Origin of the sequence: Clostridium sp. HBUAS56010 (assembly GCF_007115105.1) — a bacterium.
Classification (GTDB): Bacteria; Bacillota; Clostridia; order Lachnospirales; family Lachnospiraceae; genus Lacrimispora.
Window position 1 is genome coordinate 944351 of the sequence record NZ_SULJ01000001.1, and the last position, 20810, is coordinate 965160.

The 20810-nt window shown below is 40.3% G+C and carries 11 protein-coding genes; 2 read left to right on the forward strand and 9 right to left on the reverse strand.

The genetic code is table 11. From position 1 onward, the window contains the following. Positions 1-2208: helix-turn-helix domain-containing protein (locus tag FAY33_RS04545; protein ID WP_185967479.1), on the forward strand; the 2208-nt coding region annotated here is incomplete at its 5' end. Between the two features lie 101 nt (positions 2209-2309). Here the strand turns inward: FAY33_RS04545 and FAY33_RS04550 are convergent. Beyond that, positions 2310-3203, reverse strand: a complete 894-nt coding sequence (locus FAY33_RS04550; RefSeq protein WP_243126556.1) for a carbohydrate ABC transporter permease — start codon at positions 3201-3203, stop codon at positions 2310-2312. Between the two features lie 11 nt (positions 3204-3214). Then, the gene (locus FAY33_RS04555; protein WP_243126558.1) at positions 3215-4159 is read right to left on the reverse strand and encodes an ABC transporter permease subunit; all 945 of its coding nucleotides are present in this window, start codon (positions 4157-4159) and stop codon (positions 3215-3217) included. Positions 4160-4473: 314 nt separating this feature from the next. On the opposite strand from FAY33_RS04555, the gene FAY33_RS04560 reads away from it, so the two are divergent. Beyond that, entirely contained in the window at positions 4474-8202 is a 3729-nt protein-coding gene (locus FAY33_RS04560; protein WP_143319549.1) for a hypothetical protein, read from the forward strand. A 175-nt stretch (positions 8203-8377) separates the two neighbouring features. Here FAY33_RS04560 and FAY33_RS04565 read toward each other — a convergent pair whose 3' ends face one another. From FAY33_RS04565 to FAY33_RS04595, 7 genes are all read right to left on the reverse strand, one after another. Further along, positions 8378-9496: a glycoside hydrolase family 88 protein gene (locus FAY33_RS04565; RefSeq protein WP_143319550.1), complete on the reverse strand. Its 1119-nt coding sequence runs from the start codon at positions 9494-9496 to the stop codon at positions 8378-8380. Between the two features lie 66 nt (positions 9497-9562). Beyond that, the gene (locus FAY33_RS04570; RefSeq protein ID WP_143319551.1) at positions 9563-10981 is read right to left on the reverse strand and encodes a glycosyl hydrolase family 28 protein; all 1419 of its coding nucleotides are present in this window, start codon (positions 10979-10981) and stop codon (positions 9563-9565) included. A gap of 62 nt (positions 10982-11043) precedes the next feature. Next, positions 11044-14397 carry a glycosyl hydrolase gene (locus FAY33_RS04575; protein WP_143319552.1) on the reverse strand — a complete coding sequence of 1118 codons (3354 nt, stop codon included), beginning with the start codon at positions 14395-14397 and terminating at the stop codon, positions 11044-11046. 46 nt (positions 14398-14443) lie between these two features. Then, positions 14444-15322, reverse strand: coding sequence for a carbohydrate ABC transporter permease (locus tag FAY33_RS04580; protein ID WP_143319553.1), 879 nt, complete (start codon positions 15320-15322; stop codon positions 14444-14446). A gap of 17 nt (positions 15323-15339) precedes the next feature. Then, positions 15340-16287, reverse strand: coding sequence for an ABC transporter permease subunit (locus tag FAY33_RS04585; protein WP_143319554.1), 948 nt, complete (start codon positions 16285-16287; stop codon positions 15340-15342). 41 nt (positions 16288-16328) lie between these two features. Further along, positions 16329-17870, reverse strand: coding sequence for an extracellular solute-binding protein (locus tag FAY33_RS04590; protein WP_143319555.1), 1542 nt, complete (start codon positions 17868-17870; stop codon positions 16329-16331). 204 nt (positions 17871-18074) lie between these two features. Continuing rightward, positions 18075-20312, reverse strand: a complete 2238-nt coding sequence (locus tag FAY33_RS04595; RefSeq protein WP_143319556.1) for an AraC family transcriptional regulator — start codon at positions 20310-20312, stop codon at positions 18075-18077. Positions 20313-20810: the final 498 nt, after the last annotated feature.

The following is a 20810-nucleotide window of genomic DNA, read 5'->3' on the forward strand; positions in this document are numbered from 1 at the left end:
ACAACGCTATGTTTTCTGTTTTTCCTTTTTTCCTGTACAACTATCTTTACTATTAACAAGAATTATAAAAAAGAGGTCATTCGGATAAACGAGGAATCCTTAAAGCAATCAAAACAGATTTCTGATTCATATCTGAAGGATTTTTTAAATTACACCCATATATTCTATCAAAATGATACGGATCTTGCTTATTTATTAACAGAAGAACAGTTTACCGATATTTCCTCTATAAAAGCCAGCAGACTTATGGCAAAGCTGACTTCCTACAGTCAGCTGGTGGATTCTTACTATATCATCAATAAACGAGCCGGCTATGTGGTTACTAGCCTTGAACCATACCAGTCTTTATCTGACTTCTACGACAAAGGTATTCTTAGACAACTTGATGAGGTAACAAACATCTCCACCTCTTTGCTGTTTCTTCCAAGAGAAGTAGAAAGGAACGAGGTACAGCAAAAGGTTATTTCTCTTGTATTTATCTCTTCTCCAAAGTCCGCATTTGTTGTAAATTTCAATCAGGAAAAACTGGTTTCCATGATGAATGGGGATGGCAAAGACACATCATCAAAAAGCATCCTCGTTAACGGATACGGAATGGTACTTAGCCACTATGAAAAATCTCTATATGGAACAGATCTAAAATCGTCTGATATATGGAAAGAAATTATAAGAAAAAACGTTTCTTCCGGCACATTTAACATGGTTGTGGACAATCAGAGGCAGTTTATCTCTTATCAGACAGATAGCAATGGACTGACATTTATTAAAATCACTCCAGACCTCCTTCTTGACACCACCAATTCCCTGCTGCAAAAGGCTTTGGGCTATACACTTGTTTTTTTATTGCTGGGAATCGCTGCCTGCCTGCTATTAAGCATTCTCTTGTATCGGCCCATTCTTTCACTTCATAAAACCGTTTCCTATCCACGCACCAGACTGCTACATGGGGATGAACTGGAGGAAATCGCCAAACGTTACCATTCTATTCAGGAACAAAACAGCACTCTTTTAAAAAAGGCGCATGCTTATCAGAGTGAGGGAAAAGCAAAAATAGTCAAACAACTGCTCAATTCCAGCTTTGCCTCCATTCCACCTCTTTTAAACAACGTAGAGGAACTGGAACTGAATTTAAAGGGGCCGGACTATCTGGTTACTCTTCTTCGTCTGGATACGGCATTTCCGAATGTTCATGAAGAAGATTACAGTTTAATTCTTTATTCTATAGAAAATATCCTAAATGAACTTTGCCAGAAAGACTTCCAGTTGGAATGCGTCTATCTAAATTCCATCACACTGGTCTGCATTGTCAACCACGAACCGGAGAAAAAAGAAGAATTTACAGAGCTGCTGCATCAGACTCAGCTTAAAATATCACAATATTTTCACGTGACTTTTTCCTGTGGAATTGGAAGTTCCACTTCTGAATTGGAGCAGGTAACCATCTCCTACAAGCAGGCGGTCACAGCTATCAACCACAAGCTGATTGCAGGTCCAGGAAAGATTAACCATTTTTCTTCCCTTCACTTTATTCCTGACGAGGAACAGACTTATCCTTTTGCCATTGATAAGGCTATTCGCTCCAGCATACGCACCTTGAGTCTGTCCAATACTGCCGAAGCAATCATAGAATTCATACAAACCATTCGCACCTTCTCCTATGAAGGTATTGTTATTTCCTGCCTTCAGTTAAATAACACATTTAAACAGTTGGAGATACAATACAATTTGGGAACCAGCGAAAATAATTTACTTACCTTCCATTTTTTTGAAGACAGCACTTTACAGGAAATTCAGGAACTTTTTCTTGCCAGAGCAGAGGATATGATTGCTTCTTTGGCAGAAATCCGGAACAATAATCCGGAACGGAACTCCGTTGTTGAACAAGTAAAGGTACTAGTACAAAAAAATATTTATAATCCAAATCTGTCCGTGGAGATACTGGCTCAGGAGGTACACTTGTCCGTAAACTATCTTAGAAATATTTTTAAGGAAAACACTGGGAATTCATTATCCAATTATATTATTGAGCAGAAGCTTGAACTGATTTTCAAACTCCTTTCTGAAACAGATATGACTATTCAGGATATCAGCGACAAACTGGGGTTTTCCACCAGAAATTATTTTTTTACTTTTTTTAAAAAGCATACAGGTTATACACCCAGCCAGTATCGGAAACTCCACTCTAAAAAAGAATATATATTCAACTAAAAAGAAGGCAGTCCAGAATCATATAAATGACTTTGGACTGCCTTCTTCTATCCCATTTCAAGTTACCTTTTCCACCATTTTCTTATCCATTTCCTAATACTCTAACCTTTTACAGCACCAACAGTCAATCCCTTTACAAAATACTTTTGAAGTGCTGGATACAATAAGATAATGGGACCAATTGTAACCACAATGGTTGCCATTCGATAACTATAGGAAGGTAGTAAAGCAAAACTGGAACTCATATCATTCTGTGCCGCCTCAGAAGCTGCAAAATTAATCTCCCTTAAAATCTTCATGATCAGATACTGCAGCGTATACAACTTTTCGGAATTAATATACAGAAGAACTTTATACCATTCATTCCAATAGGACAAAGCATAGAACAGACCAATGGTAGCAATTCCTGGCAAAGAAACCGGTAAAATAATACTGATCAGTATCCGAATATCGTTGGCACCATCAATTTTTGCTGATTCTGACAGTGAATCCGGTATTCCGGAAAAAAAGTTACGCATAAGCAGCATATTGTAAGGCTGAACCAGAGATGGAATAATTAATACCCAAATAGAATCCTTCAGGTTTAGTACCTGTGTAATCATAAGATAGCTGGATACTAAACCACCGGAAAAGAGCATAGTAAAATACACAAAAAATGCAAGACCATTGCGTATTCGGAAACTCTTGATGGATATGGCATAAGCCATTGCGCTAGTCACAATCATACTCAACGCTGTTCCCACTACTGTAACAAAAACTGTAACCTTATAAGCGTTAAATACACTTTTTGTCTCTAACAGCAACCGATAAGCGTCCAAAGACCATTTTGAAGGAATCAGTTTGTATCCTTCTTTCGCCAGATTCACCTCATTTGCGAAAGAGGAGGTTACAACTAATACAAATGGAAACAAGCATATTAAAGCAAAAATTGTTATAAATCCATAAAAGCATACTTCTGTGATAATATCCACATTTGACTTTTTAATTTTCATCATTTTTCCTTTCTTTAAAAAATAGCAGATTCAGGACTAGCCTTTTTGGCAATCTTATTGCTTATAAGAACCATTGCAAATCCCATCAGCGACTGATAGAGACCAACCGCAGAAGACATGCCTATATTTTGCGATTCCATCAGCATCCGGTATATATATGTATCAATCACATCTGTGGTAGGATACAAAAGAGTGTTGGTTCCCACAATGGCATAAATCATACCAAAATCACCATAAAATATTTTTCCCACGCTCATAATAAAAAGTAAAATAGCGGTACTTTTTAAAAGGGGAAGAGTTAAATAGCGAATGCATTGAAGCCTGTTGGCACCATCTACTCTGGCAGCTTCATAGATTTCCCTGTCCATACCGGTAATAGCCGCCAGATAAACAATCGAACCATATCCAGCTCCCTGCCAGATCTTTAAAATAGTAAGAATAGCAGGCCAATAAGCTGCATCACTGTTAAAATTAAGGTGTTCAAGTCCAATGGACACCAAAAACTGATTTACCATACCTCGATCTGTGTTTAAAAATGCCTGTGTCAAAAGTGCCACCACCGTCCAGGAAATAAAATGAGGCAGAATCACGACGGACTGGGTAATCTTTACGAAAATTTTGTTTGTTAATTCGGAAAGCACTATAGCTATGACAATAGACATAACCATGGTGGAAAGAATAAATAAAAAATTTAACGTCAAAGTATTAAATGTAATACGAAAAAAATCACTGGACCCTACAAAAAAGCGAAAATTCTCCAATCCCACAAATTTGCTTCCAAAAATACCGGCTGCTGGATTATATTTCTGAAATGCAATAATCAACCCAATCATGGGAATATAGCAAAAAAGCAAAAACCATATAATTCCGGGAATACAAAGTATAAGCAGCGGTTTGTTATGCTTCATATCATATCTTAAATTTTTGAAACGTTTCTTTTTAAACTCCTTTTCTTTCAAAAGCTGATCCTCTCTTTCTCTCGTTCTTTCGGTTCCCCGTTAATAACTTGATTATAATATTTTCATCGTTCTTCAAAAAGCCCGAAATCCTAACAATCCAGTCACTTCATTAGGATTTATATCAGTTTGAAAATTAAATAAACATCTGTTTTTTAACACTTTTTTTCAGATCGTTAAAAAGGAATCTATGTCCTTTGTTTAAATCTTTATAAATCTCCTTTTCTTAACTTTTTATAATTGTATGAAGAATCATCTTTTGGTTTAATAAAATCATGTCATATATAATAAAAAAGTTTAGGAGGTAATGAAAAAACATGCAAAAGCACAGATTTTTTTTTAAAGCCATGGCTATTTTTTTCTCTGCTGTAATGGTTTGCACAACAATGACTGGTTTTACATACCTGCCTTATTCAGGCCAAACCAGAACCATGTCTGCTCAAAGTAAAGTATTAATTGAGAATCAGGCAGAAAAACTCACTTCTATTAACGATTTACTTCTATTCGGAGACCGTTTTTCGGAGCAAACTCATCAATTTAACCAAATCGGTTCCGTAGCCGGAAAAGACACCACCCTTTCCAAACAGATTACAGCTGCAAATGGACTGTATGAGGGGGGCGGACTGGGACATGGTCTAACCTACCGACAGCTTTTAATCCCCACATCTAAAGACACCCCTGCAAAGCTTGAATTTACCTTAAATGCTAATCCCGCTGCACAAAATTACGTTACTATCCGCTTTTCCGGTTCTCAGTATGACAGAGGGAACCTAATGCTCTATGGTCCTTCCGGAAATACTACCATTCTCAATCCAAGAGCAGGACGGGAATACAGTGAGCTAGATAATGGCTACTATAATCAAGGACCGGTATTTGAAGGGCGCTATTATTATTCCACCTATAAAATCCCTCAGGGAATGGTGGATGCAGATGGCAAGCTGACCCTCTCTATTATGCAGACCGGACGAATGGATGCTTACGGTACCTCTACCTACAAACCTGTTACTCAAAACAGTCGTTACATCTATTCTATTGCCTCGCACACAGAACCTTATTACTCTCCAGAGGATGAATTCCGAGGAACGACTCCCACTGGCAGCCCTGTGGCTCAAAGGGATATTTCTCCCTATGAATATCTACAGGGTGAAATGAAAGATATGACAGAACTGATTTTATCCTGGCAGCTGTATGGAGAGGAATGGGAACAAAAGAAAACCAGGGAAAATCTATTTATGGACGGAGCTATTATCCGTAATGTTCCCATAACAGAAGCCAAATTAACCGGAAGCAGCGATGAAGTGGCACGCCGCTACACCTTAGAGGCAATCAATCACCAAAACTGGTCTACCATGTCCAATTTACTGATGCTGGCAAATACATATATGTTTGATTTTTCAGGGAAATACTATCAGAACGATGAAATTCTTTACCGCTATATCGCTTTATTGGACTTTTACCAAAGGGCACAGGATCAAGATGGCGGCTGGTGCTATTACACCACTGGGGAAAACAAAGGAAAATGGATTGGAGTATCATTGGAAGGAAACGGTTCCAGAGGAAAAGGCGAGAACTGGCCCCTTCTATCTCTGGGTGTCGACGCTATGATGCAGTCCTTTATCCAGTTAAACGACTACATTATGAACAGCGGCAACACAGATATGATCCAGAAATACCAGGCTCTTCTGGATGAAAAGATAGACGGTTCCATAACAGGTGATAAAGACCGAACCAGAAGAGATACCTATATTGATATGTTTGGAAGGCTTCGGGAACGTCTGGCCAATCCAAAACAAGGCACCAAAGGAGATTTCTATTCTCCCCAGAGCCGTGCCGGTACCGCCAATCAGGACTTTGGATTTGCACACAGTGCCAATAAAATTATAGAGCTTCTTGAAAAGGATAGTAAAAACCAGAGCAATACTGAATACCATGCGAAAGATAGTAAACAGTATGTTAATATGATCCTTTACAAATATGGAGAAATGGCAGACGGTCAAAAATGGTTTTCAACGAAAAATTCTCTTGGACTGGAGGGTGGCGCAAGCCATGGCGGATGGGCTGGAGATTATGGCACCCTTCTTATTGGAATTGCAAATAAATATGCGGAAAATGCCAGATATTTTGACAAGGAAACCCAACAGATTTTTAACAATACTGCTTACAATACCTTTGAGAGTGCAAAATACTTTTACTATCCAGGAGTAGATGAAAATGGAAATCAGGTTCTTATGAGTGAACTATTTGCCTCCAGCCGCAACAACGGATACGGTCAGAAAATTGTTTATCCCATTGCAGGATATACAGCGCTTGAACTGGGCTCCAGCGGTGCTTTTCGTTTCCTTTCAAAATATATTTCAGACAACCGTGCCTATACGGATACTCTAAGAGAAGACATAGAAAATAAATCTCCACATGTTTACACAAGGATGACGGAAACCCAGGATATTTTAAAATATTATCAGGCTGTGAAAAATGTTATGGAAAAAGAAGAAGCACAAACCCTTCTTCCCATGGAACAGGGCCATGAGGATTTTGTATTCTACGATACTGACGGGCAGGTTATTGTATTCAAGAATAAAGAAGACAAAGGATATGTAACGTTTAATTACCGAAGGGAAGACTGGACTTATAATGATAATACAAGAATCCATTTTATTCAGGATGACATTGACCGGCTGGCCGATGTAAAGGGAACCCATCAAGGTGGTTTGTTTGTGTGGAACGACAACAGATATCTTACGCAAAAGAAGAACCCCACCAAACATACCCGGTTTGACGGCATGAGCGAAACCAGGTATGGGAAATATATTTTTGCCATTAATCAGTCAAAGACCGATAAAAAAGTGGGGCAAACTGGTCAGACCTATACACTTACGGAAACTACCGGCGTTACCAGAGCCAGGGACCTGATATCTGGTAAGATTTACGAAAATAGTTCTGGCATCACCGTGGATGTTTTGCCTTCTCAGGCAGTGGCTCTGGAAATCTTAGAATCTCTTCCAGCCAATCATGGGGGAGCGATCTATGTGGAAGGAAACAGAATTATTGACTCCTCTCCTGTTTACGCCCCTTCTGGCAGTTCTGTGACACTTACTGCCAAGGCCATTGACGGATATAAGCTAGTAAGCGAAAAGACACAGAAAATCACCATAAGTTCCAATGAAAGAAACAATCTTGCAGTCTTCCAATATGAAAAAAATGAAGCACCTAAATTCACCGCAAAGCCCCGTGACATTGTGGAAGCTGACTGGCAGGTTCTTTCCTTTGGCAATGCAAAAGGTGAGATTACAACCGATGAATCCGGTATGATTAACTCTATTTCATCACGCGGCATTACAGGAAAAGGAAATCTTGAAAAAACCTTTGCTTATAAAGAAGTCACTGGAGACTTTGAAATTCACGCAAGACTGGATTATTTTGACCGGACCGCTACGGATTCCGATTACTTTGGCATTTTCGTTACTGACAGCCTGGAACTGGAGCAGGCCAACTTTGCAGAGGAACGCCATTTTTCAAATAATAACAACATATTACTTGTATCTCATAAAAATAATCAGGAGAATAATGTTACAAGTTATTGGGCTGGTGACATGAACAATAAGGCTGTACCTATTCATTTTATTATAAAACGAACCGGAAATACCATTGAATACTGGTACAGTCTCGACGAAGGAAAAACCTATCTTCAGACATCGAAGCCAAAAATAACTCACGAAATGAAAGAAGTTCTTTATGTTGGTGTATCCATGACAGCCGCAGAAACTGGGAACACCGCACACATCAGCCAAATTGAACTCAAAGGAGAAAAAGTAGGGAAACCAATTGCAGTAGGTCAGACAGCCATCATTGACTTTACTGCTTCTGATTTCGAAAATGATCCACTGACCTATACATTTTCTGAGCTTCCTCAGGGGGCTTCCATAACAGACAACATAATTACCTTTACTCCTGACAAACAGGGAGAGTACATATTCCAGGCTTCTGTCAATGACAGTTATCATAATTCTCCTATCGTAAAGACTATTAAAATTAATGTAGGTTCCTGATACAAAGTTCTAGATCCCCCTGACAGCTTATACCTGAAAGGGGGATTTATGAATACCAATGAAGTTATCAAATCTTTAATATATCGGATTAAATCCGAACTCCTATGCTGGCTCTAGACTGATACCAAATAAATGTACTTATGGGCATTGCAAATATTGCATAGTAAGAAAAAAACTAAATCATTTTTGTATCATCTGTACCCGGAGTCGTTGTCAGACGATACATCTGTGTACACATCAGCAGGAATGCTCCAACACCATGTAAATCATTGGTGCACACCGGACGGTCACAATAATGCTTATAATCTCCTACTCCGGTTCCAATACAGACATTTCCTATGAGCAGATCCTCTCCTTTCCAGTGAAGATCTTTGATTACTCCTTCATATCCTTTCGTGGCATTCTTCGCGTAAGCAGGGTCCAGGATTCCTTTTTTAATGGCTTTACAGATCGCCGCTACAAAAAGACTGCTGCAGGAATTCTCCAGCCAGTTTCCTTCCTGACCGCCTTTATCCACAACCTGGTACCATCGTCCTTCCTCAGACTGAAACCGGCACACGGCTTCTAATAACTCTTTGACCAGCTTACACAGATTTTTATACTGCGGATGGCTTTCTGGCATATACTCCATCACATCTAATACTGCCACAGGTACCCAGCCAATCGAACGTCCCCAGAATTCCGGCGAAAGGCCTGTCTCCGGGTCTGCCCATGAAACCTGTCCGGAACCCTCCCAGGCATGATACCACAGACCTGTTTTAGAATCTATAGTATGCTCTCTCATCAACAGGATCTGCTGCACCGCCAATTCCAGATACTCCGGCTTGTCAAAACAGTCTGCATATTCTGAGCAGATCGGACCGCCCATGTACAGGCCATCCAGCCACATCTGACCAGGCAGATGTGCTTTATGCCAGAATCCACCCTCTTCATTGCGGGGAAAACATTCGATATCTTGCATCAGACGATCCAATGCTTTTTGATAGCGTATGTCATGAGTCCGCTTCCATAATGGAAAGAGCAGAATTCCAGGTTGAATGTCATCCAACTGTCCGGAATCGTACTTACCAATTGTTCCATCCTCACTAATAATAGAATCCACCCATGTCTTCATATACTCAAAATACGTTTCCTCTTTTGTCAGAAGATATGTCTGGTAAACTCCAGACAAAAACACGCCTTGATGATAATGAAAATGACCTTTCGGAGGCAGGTCTGCCCCATGATACATACGCATTAAAGTGTCACACGCCTCTTTTGCATAAAAAAGCGGATCCATGTTACTTCTTTCCATTTCTTCATTCCTCCCAATGTAATTGAAATCATTAAACCTTTTTCCATGAAACATGGTCTACTGGTTTTAAAAACTGCCCTTGCCTGGTTCATCTTTTACGGATATCTCCACGTTTTGATAACGCAGGTTTTCCACGCATTGAATGTATCCAAATTCTGCCGCTTTGATCTTTACGTTTTCAAAGAATATGTCTGACATGGGTTTTTCTAAAAAGGCTTCCATCTCAAATGCTCTGGAGGTGCCCTGATAATCCGCTTCATTATAAGAATTTATATTTTTGACTGTGATGTTCTTCACTCTTGGAATTCCTGTTTCCCTGTCCACCTTCTCTGTCAGTATGTTCCAGTGAAAAGGAATCTCTCCTTCATATCCTTCTGGGAGTTCACAATAGCTGTATGCGGGATTCCAGTTCAGACACATATGAATGGGATAACTTACATTGACCATTTCAAGATTATCTACAAACACATTCTCAATGAATCCTCCTCTGTTTGCAGCAGACTTCATTCGGAACCCGTATCTTGTATTTTTGTAAACCAGATTCCTTATGACAATGCTTCTGGCACCGCCAGAGGTCTCACTTCCAATGGTAACTCCTGCCCCAGTCTGTATTTCACAGTTTTCAATCAAAACATTCTCGCAGATGCGATTTACCTTAAGCCCATCAGCATCTCTGCCTGACTTCACACAGATGCTGTCATCGTTGCAGGCGATGGTACATTGCTCCACCCAGACATTTCTGCATGAGTCTATGTCAATTCCATCTGTACTTGGACCTGCATTGTCATAAATGTGCAGCCCTTTTACATGAACATTTTCGCTGTAACAAAGGTGGATGTTCCAAAAACCAGAGCGGATACTTTCAAATCCAGACAGATTTATACAACGGCTGTTCATCACAATGAGATTTCTGACACGTCTGCAATCATAATCCACACACCATCTTAAGCCTTTTCTTTCATACTCAGCCCGCATACCTGCTTTTGTATCTGCGCCCCAGTACTTGTTCCACCAATATGGTCCCTGCCCATTGATGGTTCCGGCTCCTGTTATAGCAGCATGCACTGCATCATTTATATTGACAACGCCTAACGGCCACTCCATCTCAATGCCTGCTACACGGGTCTTCTTAATGGGATAGGCATCTTCATCCGTTGTCCCAAGGAGCACGGCTCCCTTTTCAAGATAAAGTTCCACATAGCTTTTTAAAAACAGGGAACCGACCAGATATACGCCGCAGGGCACTTTCACTTGTATTCTTGGTCTACAGACCATGCCAGACGTAATGTTACGGACAATCGCCTCAATCTTATTTTCCGTGTCATCAGCATCCGTACATATGCCTGTTCCAGTACCTGCATTGATGTCTTCCATTTCCTTCACCACCAGGTTGTATGCAGCATCTATGGCAGATTGAATGAATGTGGTATCTAACGAAGTTCCATGTCCTGCTGCCCCGTAATCCTTAACATCTACAACTCTCATACTTTACCTCATCTTTACTAACATTGCGTTTCATAATGGTTTATGTCCGGACTATATTTTTATTATTCTATCTTTACAAGCTGGTGGCTGTCATAATCAAAAAAGGTGCCATCAAGCATGTTAGCCAGAGTATTGGTAATTCTGACACGGACTTCATTCCCATGGGGCAAAAGCATCTCTTTCTTTGCATTCCACACATAAGGTGCCCATGCTGCCACGCCAAGAGAATGTCCATTGACTATCAGTTCCACACAATCATATTGGGGAAGGTTCTTAAAAAAACTGAGCTCAATGTCTTCCGACGCTTCATAAGCGGCAGGATCTAAACATAACTCCTCCAGATCAAACAACCTGGTATATTCCATGCAGCCGCTGTAATAGGGATAGCCCTCACAGTATGGAGTATCCAGCCTTGCATAGTCCAGAATGTCAAGGAAGGAAATCTCTTTACAGGTATCATAATCAACCCCATTGTCCTCTTGAGCTTCTTCTTTTAATTTCACCCCAAAGTCTCCGATTAAATAAATGGGATCTCTCAAACCATCTTCAGCCTGGGATATTGTCACATCAATTCGAATCTCATTATAACCATTTAAAAGGTAACCAGATATATCCACTGCCTGATTGCCATAGTCATTGACCCAGACTCCATGCCACCCGGACTGTGTGCCGCTCTCATCTCTGCCTGCTGCTGTATGTCCGTTTACATAGACCGTATATTTTCCCGATATGGCTTCTTTGTCCATGAAAAGACTGATGAGTCCCACTTCATCTGCCCCCTCTTTCCCATTTCCATGATAACCGGCAGAATCTATGGTTCCAGAAGTATAAAATCCGATCTGATAACTGCAGTCAATGGGATAATCAGGCTGTATCTTTCTTGGTGTGCCAAAAGCACTGTCATATACAAATTCTTTTCCCGTGAGAAGTTTTTCTCCTGCACACTGCTCAATAAAGGTTTTTGCTTCCACCTTTTTCCAGTCTTTTCCGTTCAGGGACATATTCGCATATCCGAATCTACATATATTTTTTCCGGAGGGTTTGATTTTCCATAAGCCTTCTGCAGGAACGGTCAGTCTGAGCCTGTCTTTTTCTCCTGCACGGCTTTCCTCTTTGCCGTTACTCCTGTGTTGTGTAGAATTGGCTTCCTGCATTTCATGTTTAATCCAGATACTTTCAAAGCCATCAAGTGCAATCTGAACAGCCTTTTGATCTTCTGAAATCTTCCGGGATTCGCCCCGTTCCAGCAGAAGCCTTGTATTAACGGATTTCTTGCTGCCAATTCCTTTCTGATCATCGCCCCTGTGTATTCTGTCTTCTGCCGTGCACTGAACCTCATGAAACTCCACTTCAATTTCAGCCCGTTCTCTGCCCTGATTGGAAATAAATACATAAATACTGCCTGCTGTGTCTTTCCGTACACAACTGATTATATCTTTGTAATTGTCTGATATTACGTTTACAGAAGCCGCTGTGTCTGTATGCTTTTTACAGACAGATATCAGGCTGCTGCAATTCTCATTCGCCGGTACCGCAGTAAGACTTGCCTTATGCGCCTTTTGAAGCAGGGCATTCCATTCTTCACAGGCTTCATAATCGCTTTCTTCAGAATCAATGGAGATAAATGATGTTTCCTGCCCTTGGCTGTCAACAGAAATCAGACAGCCGCCCTGCTTTACAAACTCAGAAAGCTTTAATCTGGCATCACGCTCCAGACAATGACACATGGGAAGAACCACCACCGAATAACAAGCTTCTCCTATACGAATCCTGCCCTCTGATACCTGTGCTTCTCTTAGAATCTCGGCATCCAGATGGTCGTAATCCAACTGTCCAAACAGTAGACACTTACATGTATTTACCCAATTTTCCCTGACCATCTCACATCTTTGGCGTTCCGTTTCCGATTCCCCCACATAGTCGAAGCTGCGGATGGGATTTGCCATCTTCGTCCACAGATCTGCCACAGGGTCCAGTACGGCAATCTGGATATCTGCAGTGGTATTGGTAATCAATACACTCATTCTTGCCACATAGTCCGCCAGTATTTTATAATGCTGCCAATAGGGATTTTGCAGAAACTGGGAAGGAGGGGCATCATGCTTGGTTATATCCTGTATGGTATAATAAAACGCATGAAAGTTATAAAAATTAATACCGCTTGCCCCAAGCCGGTCAATCATCCACTTGGCATCCTGCAGTGTCATGGTCCATCCAACACTGTGAAAGCTTTCGATCATTGCATACTTTCTTCCAAGCTGGCGTGTCAGCGAACTGACAGCTTTGGCGTTGCTCCTGTATTTTTTAATATATTCATCGTACATCCACTCAAGAGGTTTTCCCAGTTTTTCGTGGGCAGTATCACCGCCAATAATATCGCTTAACCGCTGTGTGGTCATACGAAGGGACGGAACCTCAGTGGCATAGAGCATCCCATGTTCACTGCACCAGGAAGACACCTGTTTATGGTAAGAATCTGTAAACAGCTCGTGAATTGTCTGCATCAGATCATAGCGCACCCGTCCAGCCCCTGGGTAACTTCCATCATAAACAGCCGGGAGATTCTGGCATATATCATAGCCATTGCGTTTTTCAAAATACTCTGGCAGCAGTCCGGACCACGGAACAGGACTAAGAAATCCCACTTCATCGGAAAACACACCGGAAATATAGGAAAATACATCGCTGTCTAAAAAACGCTCATACCGTTCATGGGTTGTCTCAAGGAATGTTTCCACTGCTTTTTTGCTGCAGGGATCAAAATAACCTTTATAATATTTAAATTCTCCCATGACTTCTTCCGTATATATTTCAATCCGCCAATCGCCTTGCGGTAAATATAGTTCCAGCACATTGGTAGGATCATAAGAAAAAAAGCGCTTATTGTTATATCGGGTTAATCCAGTCTGCTGATAAAGTTTCGTAGGCTGAAGAATTCCGATCTCTTCCCGAATATCTTTTCCTGCCTGCCAGTCCACCTCTCCGTCTGGCAGGACCGGATAAACACAGGCACAAAGAATCTTTCCCCAGCCCAGTTCTCTTTGTATGACTTCTCCATTTCCTTCTAAATCAAATTTATAATGTTTTAAAATCTTGTGCTCTGCTTCCGGACATTTTAAAAGAACTTCACCGCCGCTCATGCCGGAAGGATAGGGATATTCATCGTAAAGCCATGCTTCCATTCCATGTTTCTTTGCTTCCTGACACGCATACGATACCATGTCAAACCATGCTCTGGACAGGTAGGGAATGGTCATCCCCTGCCTTGCACAGATAAACACTCCTCCCAACCCTTTTTCAGCCATCTCTTTTATCTGATAAGCCACACCTTCTTTTGTAATCTCTCCATTCCAGAACCAGAACGGCTTGATCCGGTATTTTGCAGAAGGATTTTGGTATTCCCTTAGAAACGTCATAGCTCATACCTCTCTCATCGTTTTTCCAATCCATTCAGACCATTTTCTATCCCTTTACAGAACCAACCATAACGCCTTTGGTAAAATATTTCTGTAAAAATGGATAAAACAGAAGAATGGGCAATGTAGCAACAATAATTACTGCAAACTTGATTCCCTGTTCCGGCGGTACAACCGAAGGATCATAGTCAGCCAATGCACCGCTGGAGCTTGCCGACATATTAATCTGCCGGAGCAGAAGCTGAATGGGCCACTTGGAAGAATCATTGATATAAAGAAGAGGATTCATGAAATCATTCCAGGTAGAAACAGCATAAAACAATGCCATGGTTGCCATCATGGGCTTTGACAATGGCAGAAATACCCTTGCCAGAATATCCACCTCATTGGCTCCATCAATTTTAGCAGCTTCCTCCAGCTCTACCGGCAATCCCTGAAAGAAATTCTTAATAATAATCAGATTAAAGGGATTTATTGCAATCGGGAGAATGAGGGCGGCATAAGTATCAAGCAATCCCATATTTTTCACCACCATGTAGGTAGGAATCATTCCTCCTGAAAAGAGCATGGCAAATACTACCAGATTCATAATAATATTACGGATAGGCAGGTTCTTTCTCGACAGCGGATATGCGAAAAGAACGGATAAAAAAAGCTGCACCAGCGTACCAGTTATTGTCACACAGATTGTAATAAAAAGACTTCTGACAAAGGTATTGGTAGAAAATATATACTGGTAAGAAGCCAAAGAAAATTGGCGGGGCCACAAAAAGAAATCTCTTGTAGTCAACTCCAGTTCCGTAGCAAATGAACCTGCAATCACATAGATAAAAGGTAAAATCATAATAATGGAAAATACAGTGAGACCAATTACATTGAGAACATCAAAGACTCTTCCTGCCTTTGTATTATGTAATGTTTTCATTTAAAGCTCCCTTCTTTCTAGTACAGGCCCGGTTCGCCAAGCATATTAACAATCTTATTTGTTAGAAATACCAGGGCTACCCCTACAACGGATTTGAACAGACCTACGGTGGCACTGTAACTATAAGCGGCGTTTGTGATACCCATGGTATATACATAGGTATCAAATACATCTGCCACACTCCGGTTAAGGGAATTGGTCATCAGGTAGATGTGATCAAAACCGGTGTTGAGTATGCTGCCGCATTTTAAGATCAGCATAACCACAATGGTGCTGGTAATTCCGGGAAGCGTTACATTCCATACCCTGCGGAATCTTCCCGCTCCATCCATAATTGCCGCCTCATACTGTTCCACATCTACCCCAGACAATGCCGCCAGATATATAATGGTTCCCCAGCCGCACTCCTTCCAGATACTCTGTGTTATAATCAAAGGTCTGAAAAAAGCTGGATCCGTCAGCAGATCAATCTTTCTTCCCGCAAGCTGTGCAATAAGATTAGACACAGCACCAGTCTGAACATTGACAAGTACTGTAGTCAGACTCACAACCACAGTCCATGAGAGGAAGTGGGGAAGATAAACGGAAGACTGTATGAATCGCTTTAATTTTGCATTCTTCAACTCATTTAAGAGCAATGCAAGTATAATGGGTGCCGGAAATACAATTGTCATGTTCAATAGAGCCAGCATGAGCGTATTTCCCAAAAGCATCTTAAAATCATTTCCCAGAAAAAACTGGCGGAAGTTATCCAAACCGATAAATTTACTTCCTGTAATACCCAAAAACGGTACATAGTCCTGAAACACTATTACCAGACCGCCCATAGGAGCATATTTAAAAATGATAAAATACAGCAGGCCGGGAATCAGCATAATATATAGAAGCTTATTATTTTTCATATGAGACAGCAGACTCTGTTTTTTCGCTCTGTCTGGTCTTTTCACCTGTTGAATCGCCTTCATCGTTTCCCTCGTTTCTTTTTAAAAGATGGTGATTGTATCTGTCACTTTTCACTGCTAAGCTGCGCCAGTTCCTTCAAAACCTGTTCTCCGCCTGATTTTTTCCACAACTCAATGGCATCCTTCCAGCCTTGCTCGTCAATCTGTCCTGAGATAAACTTCATACGGGCATCAACAATGATCGTATCAAGTGTGGTTCCCTTAGAAGTATAGGTATCTGATACATAAGAAGAAAGAGGATTATTTACTGCATATTCCAGATCTGCTGCCATTATATCGAGGCGGCGCTTATATGGAATCTGAATTTCTTTTGTTGCAAGAATGTAGTATTCATCAGCCTGAACACCAGTTCCGATCTGTGCCAGGGAAGCCCGGTCACTGTTCAGGCGTTTATATTCATCACTGTCAGGATTAACAGCCCACGCAAATCTGTCATCATCCGGATCAGGTGTATACATATCTTCTGTTCCATTATTTAAAAGAATCTGCCCCTCTTTTGATGAACAGGTGTCAATAAATGATAAAATCTCTCTTAACCGTTCTTCGGTTGTAACCGATGACTTGGGAATAACCAGCATACCGCTGTAACCCGGAGTAGGATAAGAGTATAGCTTGCCATCTGGAGACTTTAAATTGCCTGTAAAGGTGACAATTCTATCCGCTTCTTGCGCCCCTGCCTTGTTCACAATGTTGGAACGGGTGGAATATGTATCAAGAATAATACCGCCTTTTCCCTGAATAAAATACCCAAGATGATCTTCATAAACCAAGGTGGCAAAATCCGGATTTACATATCCATTTCCCACCATATCCTTAAACCACTTAAGGGATTCTAAATATTCTGGTGTCTCAAAGCTTGCAGTAACAGTCCCATCTTCTGCCTGCCCATAGGCATTGGGTGCACCAAACCAGACAGATGCAATATCATAAGGAGAACTGTTATTTAGATTTGACCACTTGGGAAGCACAAAACCATAAGTGTCATCCTTACCATTTCCGTCCGGATCATCTTCTGTAAATGCTTTGGCAATCTGATAAAGATCTTCTACTGTTTCGGGCTCCTTCAGTCCAAGATTATCCAGCCAGTCTTTACGGATTGTCACGCTGGTACGCATCATATCCCGCCGGCGGTAAATACCGTATACGTGTCCGTTAACACTGGAGTTGCTGAGTATAACCGGGTCCGCCTTGGAAAGATTGGGATAATCTTTTAAATAATCTGTTAAATCCCAGAAAGCTCCGGCATTTGCTGATTTGATGAAGCCAGGTGTCTTTCCCAGAACAACCATAATGTCAGGAAGATCACCTGAGGATAAGGTTACATTCATCTTATCTTCATAAGAAGAATTGGGTACCCAGGTGAAATTTAAATCCGTGTTTGTAAGCTTTTCCAATTCCGCGATCAGCGGGCTGTTTGCCGCCGGGGGATTGGTCTGATAATAACAGGAAAAAATAGATATCTTTGTTGCTCCCCCTTCTGATTTGCTTTCCCCTGCCGTATTTTTAGAACCACAGCCTGTGGCAGTAAGCGCCAGACCGAACGTAACAGCAAGCAAACCTGCAATGAATTTTGAGTTCTTCCCCATAAATCAAATACCTCCTTTTTTTATAACCATACCTTACCGGATATTAGAATTACCTGCAATAATACTTTTATGACTGTTTTTGTGTAAACTGCCTAAAATACGAGGTATAAACGGGGATTCAAAAAAATGCTATCCATGTTAATTTATATATTTCATTATAAATTGGATTTATATTTGTTCTTTATTACCTGTTTCTCTGTTTTATCATTCTGTTTCATTTGCCTGCTCTCTATATTGCCCAGGACTCATATGAAACCTTTTTTTGAAAACACGATTGAAATAGTTCCCTTGGTACCCTACCTGTTCTGCAACCTGATTCACCATAATATAAGAGTTAAGAAGCAGTTCTTTTGCTTTGTACAAACGAACATCGGTAAGATAATCAATAAACGTTTTTCCAGTTGCCTTCTTAAAAACCTTACTTAAATAAGTCGGATCCATTTTATAACGGCTGGCACAGAATTCCAAAGAAAGCATCGGATCTGCATAGTTGGTCTGGATATAATCAGTAACTTCTCTTGCAATATTCACAATGCTGTTCGTCTGGCTTTCCTGGAGCAAAATTGCAACAGGAATTAAGAATCCATTTAAAAGAAAATCGCAGATTTTCTCTTTTGATAAAAGCTGCAGCAGCCGGGCTTCAATGGTCTCTTTTGAAAAATACCGGGAGCTTGGAATCTTATTTTCCGTCAACAGATATTCCAAATCATCATAAAGGTGTCCTACCCCAGACTGTACAACAAACAACGACTGGCTTTTACTGGTAATTGCATCAATAAAATCCGCAATTCCTGTTTTTAATTCCTCTACATTCATATTCTGAATTCCAGCCACCAGCCGGTTTTCAATATGAATGGGATAAGGGGATAATGCCCTTTCTTTATTGACCTCACTGGTTTTCACCGTCTGGTTTTCTGAGGCGAGAGTACGCAGTGTGATTGATGCGTTGATTTTTCTATACATATCTGAAATGCAGGAAATTCTGGTCTCAAATGAAGAAAATGCCATGGTTATATAGCAGCCAAACGTCTGATTCGTCTGGGTAAAGAAACAATCACTCACTTCTTTTACATCAAATTCCCTTTCTGTCCGGACAAAAACCAGAACACTGGCTGCCCTGTATTCGATAACGAAAGATTCTTTAAAAAACTGTTCCCCGATTTTACAGAGAATTTCCTCCAGCAAACTATGAAAATTCAAAATATTGAGCTGGTACCGCTCTTCATCAAATATTTCTGACAGTTGTATCTTGATCAGACAATATCTGCCTTCTGACAGATCAATTCCATTTTTATGTAAAAGCTCCCGAAGTCCCACTTCTTCCATATATCCATAATAGCCTTCAATCAACTGATTCATAACAAAATGCTTTCCGAACCGAAGGGACTGATCAACCTGCTGGCTTAAATCACTGCACTGCATGGAAATTTCATACCAATGATTCTTTAAATATTCCAGTTCATTGCCCTTCTCCCACTCATTGGTAACAAATATATCTGCCATTGCTCTTTTGAAGGGAAGATACTGTTGTTTTGCAAGGAACTGGCTTAAAACTGCACTGATAAAGAATATAAACAGGCTTAAACCGAAGATAAACTGAACAATCCACTCCAGAGGCATAATAATTGAGTTAATAGGAACTGCCGAATAAAAAGTCCATAGAGAATCAATCCTTTTATAAACAACTGAAACAAAGCTGTAATTCACCCCGGATACCGTCTTTTTAAAGCATTCTTCTGAATTCGCACCAGATAAGAAGATCTGGGTAATGCCGGCGTCCACCTCTCCATCGGTAAGCAGTACACCATCTATAGAGACTGCCGTCAATGCATCATTTGTAGAAGATGCAGTAAGAAAATCAAACAGTTCGTCCACATCGATTGCAACCGTCAGAACCATTCTTTCTCCAGATGTAGCAGAGCTTATATCGTATTCCATAAGCAGTTCATCGGCTCCGTCTGATAATTTCCATCGAAAATTTTCCTTATTGCCGTTTTTATATCTGGCACGCAGCTTCTGATCATTAAACCCACGGGTTCCACCTGAGCCAATAACAAAAAAAGTGTCTGAAACAACTGCAACTTCCGCCTTTTTTATCAGGGCATTGCTGTTTTCAATTAAAAGCAGATCACTGGATATTTTACTGATGTCATCTACCTGGCTAATATCGTTTAGTTTCTCTATTTGATGACTATTGATAATCTTCATTCCAATATTGCTCACCAGATGTTCCAGAATCAGTATTTGTCGATTTACATAAGAAACCGACTGGGTTACCTTGCCATCATGCTGTTTAACATAAGAATCCGTTAATGGAAAATGGATTATTAAAATAATAATCAACGTGATCAGCATAATTGGCAGACACATAAACAGACTTACCATCTTCAAAGTTGACTTATAATTCTTCTTTATTAAAAGTTTTCCCCATAATTTTTGCACCTTGTTTACCCCGTAAAATTTCCGACAGCATCATCTGTCTGATTTTTTGACACGCTCTTTATTCTATTTAAAATGTATAATATTCTATAATTTTTTAAGAATCTCTATTTATTCTTATTAATGAATAAACAAACAGGTGGTGTCAGTTGATTTTTTATACATGTATTATATATGAAGCGGTGGGAAATGACAATAATTAAGTGAATTTGAACAATAGATTTGAAGTGCAGCAAGTACTTAGTTGTTTATTATAACCTTAAATCAAGGATATTGGGGAATGCTTTGATCTTAAAAAATGCTTTTTATACAGAAACACAAATTCTAAATATTTACGGTGCAGTGGCTTACACACTTGTAGAAACAGAAAAAGATTGGATTAAACATCTTTCGCTGTCAGGAAAAAGTTATAGTCAGAGAGAGTTTCAAGTTTTGTGTAAACTGTAAAAACTGATATAAGATATGTTGATAGTTACGCAAGGACAGAACAATTATTTCAAG

What these genes read in the sequence shown, in the direction of transcription:
- FAY33_RS04590 (WP_143319555.1), bottom strand. Translation starts at nt 17,870, where the DNA reads ATGGGGAAGAACTCAAAATTCATTGCAGGTTTGCTTGCTGTTACGTTC.
- FAY33_RS04585 (WP_143319554.1), bottom strand. Translation starts at nt 16,287, where the DNA reads ATGAAGGCGATTCAACAGGTGAAAAGACCAGACAGAGCGAAAAAACAG.
- FAY33_RS04580 (WP_143319553.1), bottom strand. Translation starts at nt 15,322, where the DNA reads ATGAAAACATTACATAATACAAAGGCAGGAAGAGTCTTTGATGTTCTC.
- FAY33_RS04570 (WP_143319551.1), bottom strand. Translation starts at nt 10,981, where the DNA reads ATGAGAGTTGTAGATGTTAAGGATTACGGGGCAGCAGGACATGGAACT.
- FAY33_RS04565 (WP_143319550.1), bottom strand. Translation starts at nt 9,496, where the DNA reads ATGGAAAGAAGTAACATGGATCCGCTTTTTTATGCAAAAGAGGCGTGT.
- FAY33_RS04550 (WP_243126556.1), bottom strand. Translation starts at nt 3,203, where the DNA reads ATGATGAAAATTAAAAAGTCAAATGTGGATATTATCACAGAAGTATGC.
- FAY33_RS04575 (WP_143319552.1), bottom strand. Translation starts at nt 14,397, where the DNA reads ATGACGTTTCTAAGGGAATACCAAAATCCTTCTGCAAAATACCGGATC.
- FAY33_RS04560 (WP_143319549.1), top strand. Translation starts at nt 4,474, where the DNA reads ATGCAAAAGCACAGATTTTTTTTTAAAGCCATGGCTATTTTTTTCTCT.